Raw genomic sequence first — 13,346 nt, 5'->3', positions numbered from 1 at the left:
TTCAACGAGTGAGTTGGCCGCTGCCAGCCGCCTAGTCGTCATGCTTAACTTTATGAATCGGGGTAATCACCGTGGGACAGGGCAGATGACCAAGCACCCCGTGGGCAGTCGAGCCCAGCAGTAGCCGCCTGAAGCCTCCCCGACCGCGACTCCCGATCACAAGTAGGTGGGCGCCGGCTGCTGTCTGAACCAGGGCCGCCGCGGGTTTGGCGTCGGTCACCATCACCTTTCGCACGAGAAGCCCCGGGTAGTCCTCCCGGACGCCCGAAACGGTTTCAGACAACACGACCTGTTCCTCCTCTTCGAGGGCTTTGTCGAGGCTGGGCGAAAGGAGGCCCTTGTCGAGGAGATGGTTCGGCGTGTTCAGGGAATACACCACAATTAATTCCTGGCCATTCCGGTCGGCTTCGGCTGCGGCAAAGGCGACCGCCTGGGTGGATTCCTCCGAACCGTCGACGCCAACAACAACTCCCTTCCCGTTTCCCGCATGATCCCCAATGACTGCGACTGGGCAGGTGGCGGTTGCCGCGATCTGCAGAGCCCTATCCGTGAGCGTGCCACCCAGGTGGGCGCTGCCGGAGCCAACCACCAGCATTGACGCGTTGGCCGAGAATTCGCCGAGCGCCCCAGCGACACTGCCCTCCAGCAGCTTGGTGGTGATGTCGACGCCGGTGCTCCCGCGGACACGTTGTGCCGCGGTTTCCAGCAGCTTCTGCCCGTTGTCCATCAGGCTCTCCGTCCAGGGAATCGCCTCGGTGACCCAGCGGTCGTCAACGACGTGCAGAATAATCAGCGGCACTCCATAACGATCGGCGCGAGCGGCTGCCCAGGTCACCGCCGCCTGACCACGAGCATTATCAGTGGTTGCAACGGCTATCGGTTTTGACGATTCCATGGTGGCCTCCCAGCGCGATGGTTAGGAGACCTACTGTCCTGCACCGCACCACAACCCGATAGGGCCCAAAGTCACGAGTACCGTGATCCGAAGGGGCAGCTGGGAGCACTACTTCAGCAAAGCCACATCAGAGACCAGATCGATGTGTGACTGCATCGCCGCCGCGGCCGCCGTCGGGTTCCCGGAACGGATCGCCTCGGCGATGATCCGATGCGACTTCAGTGACTGTTCGGGCCGCCCCGGCTGACTCAGTGACTCAATCCGGGTCTCCAATACCATCTCCGCGATGAACGCCATCAGTTGGGCCAGCACGGGGGAGTGGGCGGCGGAGGTGACCGCCTGATGGAACGACTCATCACCCTGGGTGCCCCGACCGCCCGCCGTCACCTCGGTGGCCATTGCTTCAAGGGCAGCGTCAATAGCCGCCAGGTCTGCTGCGGTCCGCCGGGAAGCGGCAAGGGCGGCCAGTTTCACCTCGAGGGTGCTGCGTGCTTCGGTGATCTCGGGCAGCCTGGTCTGATGCTCACGTAGCTTCCTGATCACCGTTGCCAAGCTCGGCCGATACACCAGCACCGCCCCCGTGCCGTGCTGCACATCGATTACGCCCAGCACTTCGAGGGCCACCAGCGCCTGAGCCAGTGTCGCCCGCGAAACTCCTAGTTGTTCGGCAAGGATTCGCTCAGCGGGCAGGAGATCACCGGGCCCCAGTTGGGCGTCCTCGATGTAGACGAGGATCTGCTCGACCAGCTGCTCATAGAGTCGTGGCCGGGGTGCGCGGCCAAGCTGCCGTGGGTCGGGCAGTGCGTTCATCAGCGGTCCTCAACGTCAGTGGGGAGATGTCATGCCAGTTTAGGGGGCGAGCAGGTCACAATTGACAAATGGATCAGTGTCTAACAGTCTAGTCCAGTGCGCCGGTAACGTGCGTCACATCACACTTTCACTGGCGAAAGAAGACCTATGTCCGTCCCACTCCTCTCAATCATCATCCTGGCAGCGATGTTCCTCATCGCTACCTTGCTGCCCGTCAATATGGGTGCCCTCGCCTTTGTTGGCGCTTTCCTGCTGGGTGCAGTCTTCCTCGGCATGGAAACCGATGACATCATTGCCAACTTCCCCGGCGGCCTGTTCCTCACCCTGGTTGGCGTCACCTATCTCTTTGCGATCGCCCAAAACAACGGCACGATCGACCTCCTGGTCAGCGGAGCGGTCAAACTTGTCCGCAGCCGGGTGGCCCTGATCCCGTGGATCATGTTCGTCATCACGGGCGTCATCACCGCCGTCGGCGCGCTCGGCCCCGCAGCCGTAGCAATCATGGCACCCGTCGCGCTCGGTTTCGCGGCCAAGCACAAGATCAGCCCGCTGCTGATGGGCATGATGGTGGTGCACGGCGCACAGGCCGGCGGCTTCTCGCCCATCGCCGTCTACGGCGTCATCGTCAACGGCATTGTCGCCGACACCGGCTTCGACTACAGCCCCATGGCACTCTTCCTCTCCAGCCTCATCTTCAACTTCCTCATCGCCGTCGTCCTGTTCCTGGTTCTCGGTGGCCGGAAACTGTTCTCCGCCCGGGTCGAGCAGTTCGTCGAAAACGCAGCCGATGCCCGGATGCACGCCAGCGTGGGCGCTCGCGCCTCGGGTGCCGACGTCGACTTCCGCGGTACCGGGTCGGGCACCGACTCGCTCAAGGGCAAAGCCAAGCCAGCCAGCGACGGCGCCGTCGGCACCGAGAACAAGCAGACTCTCGCGCAGTTCGCCACCATCGCCGGTCTGATCGTCCTCGCCGTCGTGGCGCTGGGCTTCAAGGTCGACGTCGGCTTCGTTGCCATCACCATCGCCGTCGCCCTCGCCTTGATCTCTCCACGGTCCCAAAAGGGTGCGGTCGAAAAAATCAGCTGGTCAACGGTGCTCCTGATCTGCGGCATGCTCACCTTTGTGGGTGTCCTGCAGGAAGCCGGAACCATCGAATACGTGTCCGACGGTGTCGCCAGCCTCGGCATGCCGTTGCTCGCTGCCCTGCTGATCTGCTACATCGGTGCAGTCGTCTCCGCGTTCGCCTCCTCCACGGCGATCCTCGCCGCGCTGATTCCGCTAGCCATCCCGTTCCTGGAATCCGGTGAAATCGGAGCGATCGGCGTCATCGCCGCCCTGTCCATCGCCTCCACCGTGGTTGACGTTTCCCCGTTCTCCACCAACGGTGCGTTGGTACTTGCCAACGCCCCCGAGGGCACTGACAGGGACCGCTTCTACAAGCAGATCCTCGCCTACGGCGGCATCATCGTCGTCGTCGGACCGCTGGTCGCCTGGCTGGTCCTCGTGGTGCCGGGCTGGCTCTAGGCCCTGAACGCCGGAACCGGACACCCCACTGAAAGGAAAAAGATCACCATGACCGACGTTATTACCAGCCCCGCAGAGCGGTCCGGCCCACTCGCCGGCACCCTCGTGGTGGACCTTAGCCGCGCCCTGGCCGGACCCCACGCTGCAATGATGCTGGCCGACCTTGGTGCCCGCGTGATCAAAGTGGAGAACCCCGGTTCCGGCGATGACACCCGCGGCTGGGGCCCACCCTTCGTGGGGCCCGAGGACAACCCGCAGGCCACATATTTCCTGTCCTGTAACCGGAACAAGGAATCGATCGCCCTGGATCTGAAGAGCGACGACGGGAAGAAGGTCCTGACCGCCCTGCTGGAACGGGCCGACGTCGTCGTCGAAAACTTCCGGCCGGGTGTCCTGGACCGCCTGGGATTCTCGACCGAAGCAATGCACCAGCTCAACCCCCGCCTGGTCGTCCTCTCCATCACCGGGTTCGGGCACGACGGACCAGAATCCAGCCGGAGCGGGTACGACCAAATCCTGCAGGGCGAGGCAGGCCTGATGTCACTCACCGGGCCCAGCCCGGATGACCCGCAACGCGTCGGTGTGCCGATCGCTGACCTCCTCTCCGGGATGTACGGGGCGTACGGCGCCCTGGCGGCACTGCTGGAAAGGGAAAAAACCGGCAAGGGCCAGGTGGTTCGGACCTCGCTGCTTGCCGCGCTGGTCGGTGTCCACGCGTTCCAGGGCACCAGGACCACTGTCGCCGGCGAGGTGCCGAAGGCGCAGGGCAACCACCACCCGTCCATCGCACCCTACGGCCTCTTCAACTGCGACGCCGGGAAGGTCCAGATCAGCGTCGGCAGCGAGAAGCTGTGGCAAAAGTTCGCCACAACCTTCGGGCTCGACGCCGACCGCGCCGAGTTCGCCAGCAACGGTGATCGTGTGCGTAACCGCGACCTGCTGATCGGCGAGATCGAACAGGCTTTCGCCGCGTACGAGTCGGAGCCCCTGCTGGCAAAGCTCAACGAAGCCGGCATTCCGGCGGGCAAGGTCCGGTCCCTCGATGAGGTGTACGAGTGGGAGCAGGTGAAGTCGCAGGGCCTGCTGATCGACGTCGAGCACCAGTTGCTGGGCAAGGTCAGCCTCCCCGGCCCCCCGTTGCGGTTCTTCGATGGCTCCGAGCAGGAGACCACCAACTCAAGCCACACCGCGCCTCCGCTGCTGGACCAGGATGGTGCCGACATCCGGCGCTGGCTGGACGACGCGCTGGCGAAGGACTCCTAGCATGACGACGACCCAGCCGGTGCGCCATCTCACGGCAGCGGAACTGATTGACGTGGTTCTTGATCCGGGTACCTTCACCGCCTGGGATAAACCTGTGCCCGGCCCGCACCCGGACGCGGGGTACGAGCGGGAGCTGCAGGCCGCCCGGGAGAAGAGCGGCGTGGACGAGTCGGTCATCACCGGCGAGGGCCTGATCCGCGGCCGCCGCGTGGCAGTGATCGTCTCCGAGTTCCGGTTCCTTGCCGGTTCCATCGGGCTGGCGGCCGCCAATCGGATTGTCGAGGCAGTCGAACGGGCCACCCGGGAGGAACTTCCGTTGCTCGCCGGGCCCGCATCCGGCGGCACCAGGATGCAGGAGGGCACCCTCGCGTTCCTGTCGATGGTGAAGATTTCGGCTGCCGTGCGCACCCACCGGCGGGCGCGGTTGCCGTACCTGGTGTATCTGCGGCACCCGACCACCGGCGGCGTCATGGCGTCCTGGGGCTCCCTCGGCCACGTGACCGTCGCTGAACCTGGCGCGTTGCTCGGCTTCCTTGGCCCGCGGGTCTACGAGGCGCTGTATGGCACCCCGTTCCCCGAGAACGTGCAGATCTCCGAGAACCTGTACGACAAGGGGCTCATTGATGCGGTCGTCCCTCCGGAGCTGCTCCCCGAAATCGTTGACCGCGCGCTGAACGTTCTGACGCAGCAAGCAACAGCACCGGTGCCACCTCCGGCGACCCTCGACGTCGTACCCTCCCCGGTGGACGCCTGGACCTCCATCGAGATTTCCCGCAACCGGCGTCGCCCCGATCTGCGAAGACTGCTCAGCTGGGCCGCCCAGGATGTACTGCCGCTCAACGGCACTGGCCAGGGCGAAAAGGACCCCGGTCTCCAGTTGGCGCTTGCCCGTTTCGGCCACCAATCGTGCGTGGTGTTGGGCCATAACAGGTCCCGGGTGGCACCGGAAAGCTCAATGGGTCCTGCGTCGCTGCGCGAGGCGCGACGAGGCATGAAACTGGCCGAAGAACTTGGCCTGCCCTTGCTGACCGTGATTGATACCGCTGGCGCCGCACTGTCCAGAGAGGCGGAGGAGGGTGGTCTTGCGGGCGAAATCGCCCGATCGCTTTACGACCTCATCGGCTTGCAGTCACCAACGGTTTCGGTGCTGCTCGGACAGGGCGCCGGCGGGGGAGCGCTGGCGCTCCTCCCTGCGGACCGCACCATCGCCGCCCACCACGCCTGGCTGTCACCGCTGCCACCCGAGGGGGCCAGCGCGATCATGCACCGGAGCACCGAGTTCGCGCCGGCGCTGTCCGAAGCGCAAGGGGTCAATGCAGCGTCGTTGCATGCCAACGGGCTGGTCGACCACCTGGTGGACGAGCGCGATGACGCCGCCGAGGAAGCCAAGGCGTTTTGCCTCCGGATGGGAGCAGCTATCGAGTACGAGCTGTCGTCTCTGGCAGGGGAATCCATTGACACCCTCCTGACCCGGCGGACCGCCAAGTATCGCGATCTGGGGCCCCGATTGACTGCTCCGACGGGTTAGCAGGGACGCCTGGGTACGCTTCTCAAGTGCGGTGGGAAACACCCGGTGGGGTACGCTGAATCGACACCCACAATCTGGAGACGACCATGCAACTCGACACCTCAGAGCTGACCCCAGTCATCAACCGCCTCAAGCGCGCGCAGGGCCAATTGGCTGCTGTGACCCGCATGCTTGAGGAGGGTAAAGACTGCAAGGACGTCATCACCCAGTTGGCTGCCGTGTCGAAGGCTTTGGACCGTGCAGGGTTCGCGATCATTGCCACCGGGCTGGAGCAATGTCTTACCAGCGACGACGCCACCATGGACAAAAAAGATCTCGAAAAGTTGTTCCTGTCCCTCGCCTAACCGGCCCTGAACGTCACACGGCGCCCCGGGGGCCGTCCGCTATTGCGGGCGGGCGGTTTGGATGGCATAGTTCGGTCCGTGCGGGGCGCCGCAGAGCTCTCGCGCTGCCCGGTCTCGACCCCCACACTGACTCAACGGTGAGGTTTCATGTCCCACAGCAATAGGCTCGGTCCGGTCGATCCTCGCGTTAAGGATTCCGTCCAGCAGGATGCCGTCCAGAGTCCCTCCCTGGTAGACCTTCTCGGCCGCACCGCTGATGGAGATCAGGAGGCTTTCGCTGCCCTGTACAGGCAGACCTGCAAACGGGTCTACGGGCTGGTGCTGCGGGTGATCCAAAATGCAGCAATTGCGGCGGAAGTGGTGCAGGAGGTGTATCTGATGCTGTGGGCGTCGTCGGGCCAGTTCGACGCCGATCGAGGCTCTCCCCAAAGCTGGATTTTGACCCTCGCTCACCGGCGCGCCGTCGACCGGGTGCGTAGCGAGCAAAGTTCTGCCGGACGTGACGCGGCGTACAGCCTGCGGTCAGCGGCAGTCCGACCGGACAGCGTTGAAGAAACGGTGCACCACACCCTGATGTCAGAGAGCGTCAGAAAGTGTCTTGGATCCCTCACCGACCGGCAGGCAGAGGCCATCAGCCTGGCCTACTACGGCGGAATGACCTATGTCGAAGTCGCTGAGACGCTACAGATCAAGCTTCCCACCGCCAAATCGCGGATTCAGGCAGGGCTGACCCGCCTGCGGGACGCCATGGAAGCCGACGGCTACGACGCCCTCTCCCGGTGAGCAGGAAGAAAGACAACCTTATGGACCCATACCTTCAACAGTGGTTCACGCGCCTGGCCGTCATGACGTCCGGGCTTGACCTCAACTCGGTCTGGGACAACTACACAGAAATCGGTGGCACCTGCGACATCGTCGAGTTCAAGGCGTACATTCACGGCCTGATGCAGCTCGAGCAATTCCAGCGGGACATGGTCTCCCACGCAATTAACGAGATGCTCGATGACAAGGATTCACCAGTGCGCCGTGCGGCGTACACAACCGACGACGTTTCCCTCGCCACAGGTGTCCCCACCGAAAGCAGCTTCGAAAGCCTGACCGATCCAGCGCTGCGACGCCTGACGACGACGGCGGCTGCCCTGTTCCCAGTCAACCAGGCCGAATCGCTGCGGCTACAGTCGTTGCATCGGACCGGGCTGATGGGGTCGGCTCCCGAGGAGCGATTCGACCGGATCACCCGACGGGCACAAGAGCAGTTTGGTGTCAGCTCTGCCTCGATTGCCCTGATCGGCCAGCACCGCCAGTTCATCAAATCGGTGACGGGTCCCATCGGTGAGAATGTCCCGCGCCGGATTTCCTTCTGTGACCAGACCATTCGCAGCGAACGGGTGATGGTGGTGCGTGATGCGCTGGCGGACAGCAAATTCCGGAACAATCCACTGGTGCAACTGAAACCGCACATCAGGTTTTATGCAGGATATGCGCTGCGTGGCCCCGGTGGTTGGCCGGTCGGCACGCTGTGCATCATCGATGACCGTCCGCGAGACTTCTCGGCGGCCGATGAGCTGGCCTTAAAGCAGTTGGCCGCCGAAGCCCAGAACCAGATGGAGATGAATCGGTCCTAGGACTCCAGCGGCCAACAGCCTGTCCGGGCTACTTCGCGGGAGTCATCGACATGGGCAGAACCCGCCGCATGACATCAGACAGCGTAATGACGCCGATGAACTTGCCATCGTCCATCACGGCGGCAAGCTGAACACTCGCGCTCCGGATCTGAGCCAACGCCTCATAGACCGGAACATCGGCCTCCAGCAGGAAGGCTGCACCGGCCAGCTCACGGACCTGGCGATCCGCTGGCTCGAGGAGCGTGTCCCGAACGTGGATCACCCCGGGAGGAGTACCGGCGTCGCCCTGCACCAGGATGCGGAGGTGCTTCGACCGCGCCGCCGCTTCCTGGACATCGGCCATCGTGGCAGTGTCCGGCACCACCGTGGGTGCGCCGCCGGGAGCGATGAGTGAGCGAACCGTGAGGCTTTCCAGTTCCAGCGCACCCGACAGTTGCGTCTGGTAGGACGCCTCGAGTGCCCCAGTTGCAGCGGAATGCTCGACCAGGTGACGAATCGACCCGGCGTCCAACCCGCCGGCCGCAGCCCGGTTCACAGGTGTGACACCGCTGGCAGCGACGAGGCGGTTCGCGATGGCATTGACCCAGACCAGCAGAGGCCGGACGAGCCAAATGAAGCCGCGTGACGGCAGTCCGATGAGCTTGGCAGACCGCTCGGGGTGGGCAATGGCCCACGACTTGGGCGCCATTTCTCCTACGACGAGGTGAAGGAAGGTCACAAACAGGAGGGACAGCCCAAACGCTGTACCGCCGGCTATTGCCTCCGGGATGCCCCAGGATGCGAGTACCGGACCCAGCCAGGCATCAACAGCCGGTTTGGTGATCGCGCCGAGAGCAAACGTGCAGGCGGTAATGCCCAGCTGGGCACCCGCAAGCATGATGGTGAGTTCGTTGATACCCCGCAGCGCGGCACGCGCTGAACGGTTGTTGGCCGCCTCGGCCTCAAGCCGATAGCGGCGTGCACCCAACAGGGCGAATTCGATCACGACGAAGAATGCACTAAGGACGATGAGTAGCACCGTTACCAGGGTTACGATCATCGGGTTTCCTCACTGGTTTCATCAGCTGCGTCGGTGCGGCGCTCAGCGCGCTCACCGGCGTCGGCGTTCTCTGGGGTGAGCTCGATCAGCCGCACCAGCAACTCGCTCGGTACATGCCGGGTTACTTCGAGGACTTCGACGTCGAGCACACGGCGGACGGGCTCATCCTCGACCAGGTCGCGGGGATCGTCGGGGAGAACCACAGTGACTGTTTCGCCGACGGCCGGCAGTTCGCCGCGAACGGCGATCAGCACACCCGAGATCGTCTCGTAGTCGCCTTCGGGCAGTTCGTGCCCGATAGCGCGCTCCACCTCATCGACGTGCACGTCACCACTCATCCGCCAGATGAAGTCCTCTTCGGACTCGATCGTGGGTGGTGCTTCGTCGTCGTGCTCGTCGGTGAGTTCACCGACGAGTTCCTCTGCGAGATCCTCGACGGTGATGACGCCGGTGAAGCCGCCATACTCATCGATCACGCAGGCAAGCTCGTTGCGGGAGTTCATCAGCTGCTCCAGCGCATTGGGCAGGGACATCAGGGTCGGCAGCACCAGCGGCGGGTGCATGACCGCCGTCACCAGGGTGTCGTCGCTGATGCTTGCCGGCAGAATATCCGCGAGTTGGACGACGCCGAGGGGTTCCTCGGTTTCGGACACCACGGGATAGCGGGTGTGGGCATCGGCCATCAGGGTGCGCACATAGCCCACCGTTGCCTCGGGCCCGACGGTGCCAACCTGTGACCGCGGAATCATCGCGTGCTCAATATCCCGGTCGGGGAAGTCGAGGATACGGTCGATCAGCATCGACAGTTCTTCGGGCAGGTCACCACTCTGGCGGGAATCGGCCACAATGCGGTCCAGATCCTTCGCAGTTGCGGTGGTATCGACGTCGTGGACTGGTTCAACCCGGACGAGCCGCAGCAGGGCGTTGGCCGAGTGGTCGAAGATCGTGATCAGCCAGCCGAACGCGGCAAGGTAGATCGTGGTTGAGCGAGCCAGTCCGCGGGCCAGCGGCTCAGCATTGGCGATGGCCAGGTTTTTCGGATACAGCTCACCGAAGATCATCTGGACAACTGCCGCAACAACGAGGGCCAGTACCGTGCCGATTGAGATACCCAGGGCGGCCGGCACTCCGGCCCCGCCGAGCAGGACACCCAGTGACTCACCGACCAGCGGTTCTGCCACGTAACCAATCAGCAGACCGGTGACGGTGATGCCCAGTTGGGCGCCCGACAGCATGAAGGACGTTCGCTTGGTGACCTTCAGGGCCCGTTGGGCGGAGACGTCGCCGGCTTCGGCCAGGACCGCAAGCTTGGTCCGGTCGACCGACATGTAGGCAAATTCCTGGGCCACGAAATAGCCGTTGGCGGCAATGATGGCGAGGATGATGATGATGCCCAGTAAGAGGGTGAGCAGGGTGATCGTCATTTAGTTGATCCCCCGCAGTCGGCCGGCGTGAACCCACGGCCGAGACTTGATTCAGGATTCAGATTGAAAGAACAACAATGACTGGGGTCATCAGAGGACCCCGGTTGCGTACGCAGTTAGACCAGCACCTTTAGCAGTCTTGGAAATATTGACATGACCCACTATACCGAGAGTCCTGCGACGATCAGTAGCCTGCCACACGGCGACCGCGTTCGGCCTTCCGCCGGAGCAGGGAAGAATAGGACTGTGAGTGAGGCGGGGCAGTTCATCGACACCGCGCTGCAGCGCGAGGCGTCGTGGGAGCGGGCCGACGATCGGGGTAGCGGGGGCCTGCGGATTTATGGGGCGTCGGTAGGCGCGGTCCGGGGCGCCGTCCGGGATGCCCTCCGCCGCTACCGCGGGATGGAGCACGACGCCGTGCTGGCGCTCAGTTCGGAGCTGTGGGCGGTAGCGGTGTTTGAACGCCGGTTGGCGGCCATCGTGGTGCTGCAGTCGAGACTGGCACTCCTTCAGGTGACAGACCTGACCCGGGTGGAGGGATTTCTGCGGCAGGGGGGCAGGCCGGAGTTGGTCGATCCGCTGGCCATCGACGTGGTGGGTCCGTTGACCGACCGGCTGAACCAACGGGACGGGGACCGTGCAGCAGTGATATTGGACCGGTGGGCGACCGACGTCGACCCCCGGCTCGGCCGGGCGGCGCTCCTCTCGTCGCTCCGCCCCTTGCGTACCGGCGGTGGCGACTGGGACGGCCTGGTGCGGCGGGTCAAAGCCGCGAGAGCAGCAAACCGTGAGGGGGCCGGGCGCGACGTCGTCGGCGAGGCAATCGAGCTGATCGCCAGGGAACTGGCCACAGCCCGCCCGGAACTGGCCGTGCCACCGGTGTAGCGCGCCCACCGCAACAGCCGCGGAACGCGTCATAGACTGGTGCTGCGGCGGCCCCGGGTTGGGGCCAGCCACCCACCGCAGTCCAGCAAAGGTGCTCCTTCATGCCAGCTTCCTACTATCGCCCGCTGGGCGAAGGCAGTTTCGAATCCACCATCCACGCGCAGGGTGCCTGGAACCCCGAAGAACAACACATGGCGCCAGCGGCCGGGTTGCTGGCTCACTGCCTCGAGCAGTGCAGTCCTCGACCTGACCTGCGGATGGCGCGACTCAGCTTCGACATCCTTGGCATGATCCCCGGGGGCACGTTCGATGTGCTGGTCAAGGTCATCAGACCGGGCAAGACCATCGAACTGCTGGAAGCGGAGATGGTCTCCGGCGGACGGACGGTGATCCGTGCCAAAGCCTGGCGCCTGGCGAAGGCCGACAGTGCGGCGGTTGCGGCAATCGAGGACGCACCTATGCCCGGCCCTGACCAGGCGGGCCCCTTTGCGGACATGACCGCCTGGCCCGGGGGATTTATCGAGTCCCTGGAGTTTCGGGTCGTCGAGGGTCATCGCCCGGGCCGGGGCCGGGTCTGGTTGCGTACCCCACATCAGATGGTTGAAGGCACTCCGACAGCTGATCTGGTGCGGCTGATCGGCCTGATTGATACAGCGAACGGGGTGTCGGCACGGGTTCCTCCCGGACCGGGCAGCTGGATGTTCCCCAACCTTGACCTGCAGGTCCACCTGTACCGCGAACCGGCGGGGGAGTGGCTGGGCCTGGAGACGAGCGTCAGTTTCGGTGCTGACGGGATTGGGCTGACCTCCGCGGTGTTGCATGACACCACGGGTCCCTTCGGCCGGGCTGAGCAGATCCTCACCATCCGGAAGCTGTAACGACGCCCTGTCAACGGCCGCACTGCAACTAGGGTTGATACGAGTTATACCTGTCGATTCAAAGGAGCAGCACGATGGAATACCGCAAGCTTGGCAACAGCGGCACTGCAGTGTCGGCGTACGCCCTGGGCACGATGACCTTCGGCGCGGAGGCCGACGAAGCGACTTCCCACCAGGTCCTCAGCGCCTACGCGGCGGCTGGCGGCAACTTCATCGACACCGCCGACGTGTACACAGCTGGCGCGTCCGAGAGGATCATCGGTTCCTGGCTGGCCAAGAACCCCACGGAGCGCGACCAGATGGTCCTCGCGTCAAAGGGACGTTTCCCGATGGGAGATGGCGTCAACGATATTGGCCTGTCCCGCCGTCACCTGCGCCGGGCGCTGGACGACTCACTGGCCCGGCTGGGCGTCGACCACATTGACCTGTACCAGGTGCATTCGTGGGATCCACTCACCCCGCTGGAGGAGACCCTGGGTTTCCTCGAGGATTCGATCCGCAACGGCAAGATCGGCTACTACGGATTCTCCAACTATTCCGGCTGGCAAATGACCAAGGCCGTCTGGCTGGCCAAGGCCCACGGCTGGAACGCACCGGTCACCCTGCAGCCCCAGTACAGTCTGTTGGTCCGCGAGATCGAGTCGGAAATTGTTCCGGCAGCGCTCGACGCCGATATCGGCCTCCTGCCCTGGTCGCCGCTGGGCGGTGGCTGGCTTACCGGAAAGTACCAGCGGGATACCTCTCCCACCGGCGAGACGCGGCTGGGCGAGAACCCCGAGCGCGGCATGGAAGCCTGGAAGGAACGCAACGCCAAGGAGCGCACCTGGCGCATTATTGACAGCGTCGTAGAGATTGCAGCTGAGCGGGAGGTCACGGCATCGCAGGTGGCCCTCGCCTGGGTGGCCCAGCAGCCAGCTGTCACCTCGGTCATCCTGGGGGCACGGAACACCGATCAGCTCACCGACAACCTGGGCGCCGACTCGGTGACCCTGAGCGCCGCCGAGGTCGACAGGCTTTCAACGGTCAGCGCACCGGAGGTCTCCGACTACCCCTACGGTGTGCCGGGCCAGGAGCAGCGCAGCCGCAAGATTGACGGCGGGCGCTAACCACCCGACGAAGCCCGCCCTGCCG

The 13,346-nt window shown here is 64.3% G+C and carries 13 protein-coding genes; 9 read left to right on the top strand and 4 right to left on the bottom strand.

What is annotated here, in order from left to right:
• Window positions 1-31: 31 nt before the first annotated feature.
• Together DDA93_RS03700 and DDA93_RS03695 are read right to left on the bottom strand one after the other, a co-directional pair.
• On the bottom strand, window positions 32-895 hold the full coding sequence (locus DDA93_RS03700; RefSeq protein ID WP_019482472.1) for a universal stress protein: 864 nt from the start codon (window positions 893-895) through the stop codon (window positions 32-34).
• Between the two features lie 108 nt (window positions 896-1,003).
• Window positions 1,004-1,705, bottom strand: a complete 702-nt coding sequence (locus tag DDA93_RS03695) for an FCD domain-containing protein (RefSeq protein WP_019482471.1) — start codon at window positions 1,703-1,705, stop codon at window positions 1,004-1,006.
• 147 nt (window positions 1,706-1,852) lie between these two features.
• Here DDA93_RS03695 and DDA93_RS03690 point away from each other — a divergent pair, with 147 nt between their 5' ends.
• The 6 genes from DDA93_RS03690 to DDA93_RS03665 all read left to right on the top strand — a co-directional run bounded on the left by DDA93_RS03690 (window position 1,853) and on the right by DDA93_RS03665 (window position 7,989).
• Window positions 1,853-3,229 carry an SLC13 family permease gene (locus DDA93_RS03690; protein WP_019482470.1) on the top strand — a complete coding sequence of 459 codons (1,377 nt, stop codon included), beginning with the start codon at window positions 1,853-1,855 and terminating at the stop codon, window positions 3,227-3,229.
• A 48-nt stretch (window positions 3,230-3,277) separates the two neighbouring features.
• The gene (locus DDA93_RS03685) at window positions 3,278-4,492 is read left to right on the top strand and encodes a CoA transferase (protein ID WP_019482469.1); all 1,215 of its coding nucleotides are present in this window, start codon (window positions 3,278-3,280) and stop codon (window positions 4,490-4,492) included.
• Window position 4,493: 1 nt separating this feature from the next.
• The gene (locus DDA93_RS03680; RefSeq protein ID WP_116778106.1) at window positions 4,494-6,020 is read left to right on the top strand and encodes a carboxyl transferase domain-containing protein; all 1,527 of its coding nucleotides are present in this window, start codon (window positions 4,494-4,496) and stop codon (window positions 6,018-6,020) included.
• Between the two features lie 86 nt (window positions 6,021-6,106).
• On the top strand, window positions 6,107-6,364 hold the full coding sequence (locus DDA93_RS03675) for a metal-sensitive transcriptional regulator (protein ID WP_019482467.1): 258 nt from the start codon (window positions 6,107-6,109) through the stop codon (window positions 6,362-6,364).
• A 147-nt stretch (window positions 6,365-6,511) separates the two neighbouring features.
• Window positions 6,512-7,147, top strand: coding sequence for an ECF RNA polymerase sigma factor SigK (gene sigK / locus DDA93_RS03670; protein WP_116778105.1), 636 nt, complete (start codon window positions 6,512-6,514; stop codon window positions 7,145-7,147).
• A 20-nt stretch (window positions 7,148-7,167) separates the two neighbouring features.
• The gene (locus DDA93_RS03665) at window positions 7,168-7,989 is read left to right on the top strand and encodes a GAF domain-containing protein (protein WP_019482465.1); all 822 of its coding nucleotides are present in this window, start codon (window positions 7,168-7,170) and stop codon (window positions 7,987-7,989) included.
• Window positions 7,990-8,017: 28 nt separating this feature from the next.
• Here DDA93_RS03665 and DDA93_RS03660 read toward each other — a convergent pair whose 3' ends face one another.
• The gene (locus tag DDA93_RS03660) at window positions 8,018-9,028 is read right to left on the bottom strand and encodes a hemolysin family protein (RefSeq protein WP_116778104.1); all 1,011 of its coding nucleotides are present in this window, start codon (window positions 9,026-9,028) and stop codon (window positions 8,018-8,020) included.
• Window positions 9,025-10,452, bottom strand: a complete 1,428-nt coding sequence (locus tag DDA93_RS03655; RefSeq protein ID WP_116778103.1) for a hemolysin family protein — start codon at window positions 10,450-10,452, stop codon at window positions 9,025-9,027. The genes DDA93_RS03660 and DDA93_RS03655 overlap by 4 nt, the downstream gene beginning before the upstream one ends.
• 246 nt (window positions 10,453-10,698) lie before the next feature.
• Between DDA93_RS03655 and DDA93_RS03650 the strand changes: the two genes are divergently transcribed.
• The 3 genes from DDA93_RS03650 (at window position 10,699) to DDA93_RS03640 (ending at window position 13,321) form a co-directional block, all read left to right on the top strand.
• Window positions 10,699-11,337, top strand: a complete 639-nt coding sequence (locus tag DDA93_RS03650; protein ID WP_116778102.1) for a DNA alkylation repair protein — start codon at window positions 10,699-10,701, stop codon at window positions 11,335-11,337.
• Window positions 11,338-11,438: 101 nt separating this feature from the next.
• Window positions 11,439-12,215, top strand: a complete 777-nt coding sequence (locus DDA93_RS03645) for a thioesterase family protein (RefSeq protein WP_024477465.1) — start codon at window positions 11,439-11,441, stop codon at window positions 12,213-12,215.
• A gap of 74 nt (window positions 12,216-12,289) precedes the next feature.
• A complete protein-coding gene (locus tag DDA93_RS03640) occupies window positions 12,290-13,321 on the top strand; it encodes an aldo/keto reductase (RefSeq protein ID WP_116778101.1) in 1,032 nt (343 codons plus the stop codon).
• The last annotated feature ends 25 nt before the right edge of the window (window positions 13,322-13,346 follow it).

The sequence above is a fragment of the Arthrobacter sp. Bz4 genome (assembly GCF_003075455.1).
Classification (GTDB): Bacteria; Actinomycetota; Actinomycetes; order Actinomycetales; family Micrococcaceae; genus Arthrobacter_D.
This window is presented reverse-complemented; position numbering and strand designations above follow the sequence as displayed.

Coding starts and splice junctions, on each gene's coding strand:
- DDA93_RS03700 (WP_019482472.1), bottom strand. CDS start 895: ATGGAATCGTCAAAACCGATAGCCGTTGCAACCACTGATAATGCTCGT.
- DDA93_RS03695 (WP_019482471.1), bottom strand. CDS start 1,705: ATGAACGCACTGCCCGACCCACGGCAGCTTGGCCGCGCACCCCGGCCA.
- DDA93_RS03690 (WP_019482470.1), top strand. CDS start 1,853: ATGTCCGTCCCACTCCTCTCAATCATCATCCTGGCAGCGATGTTCCTC.
- DDA93_RS03685 (WP_019482469.1), top strand. CDS start 3,278: ATGACCGACGTTATTACCAGCCCCGCAGAGCGGTCCGGCCCACTCGCC.
- DDA93_RS03680 (WP_116778106.1), top strand. CDS start 4,494: ATGACGACGACCCAGCCGGTGCGCCATCTCACGGCAGCGGAACTGATT.
- DDA93_RS03675 (WP_019482467.1), top strand. CDS start 6,107: ATGCAACTCGACACCTCAGAGCTGACCCCAGTCATCAACCGCCTCAAG.
- sigK (WP_116778105.1), top strand. CDS start 6,512: ATGTCCCACAGCAATAGGCTCGGTCCGGTCGATCCTCGCGTTAAGGAT.
- DDA93_RS03665 (WP_019482465.1), top strand. CDS start 7,168: ATGGACCCATACCTTCAACAGTGGTTCACGCGCCTGGCCGTCATGACG.
- DDA93_RS03660 (WP_116778104.1), bottom strand. CDS start 9,028: ATGATCGTAACCCTGGTAACGGTGCTACTCATCGTCCTTAGTGCATTC.
- DDA93_RS03655 (WP_116778103.1), bottom strand. CDS start 10,452: ATGACGATCACCCTGCTCACCCTCTTACTGGGCATCATCATCATCCTC.
- DDA93_RS03645 (WP_024477465.1), top strand. CDS start 11,439: ATGCCAGCTTCCTACTATCGCCCGCTGGGCGAAGGCAGTTTCGAATCC.
- DDA93_RS03640 (WP_116778101.1), top strand. CDS start 12,290: ATGGAATACCGCAAGCTTGGCAACAGCGGCACTGCAGTGTCGGCGTAC.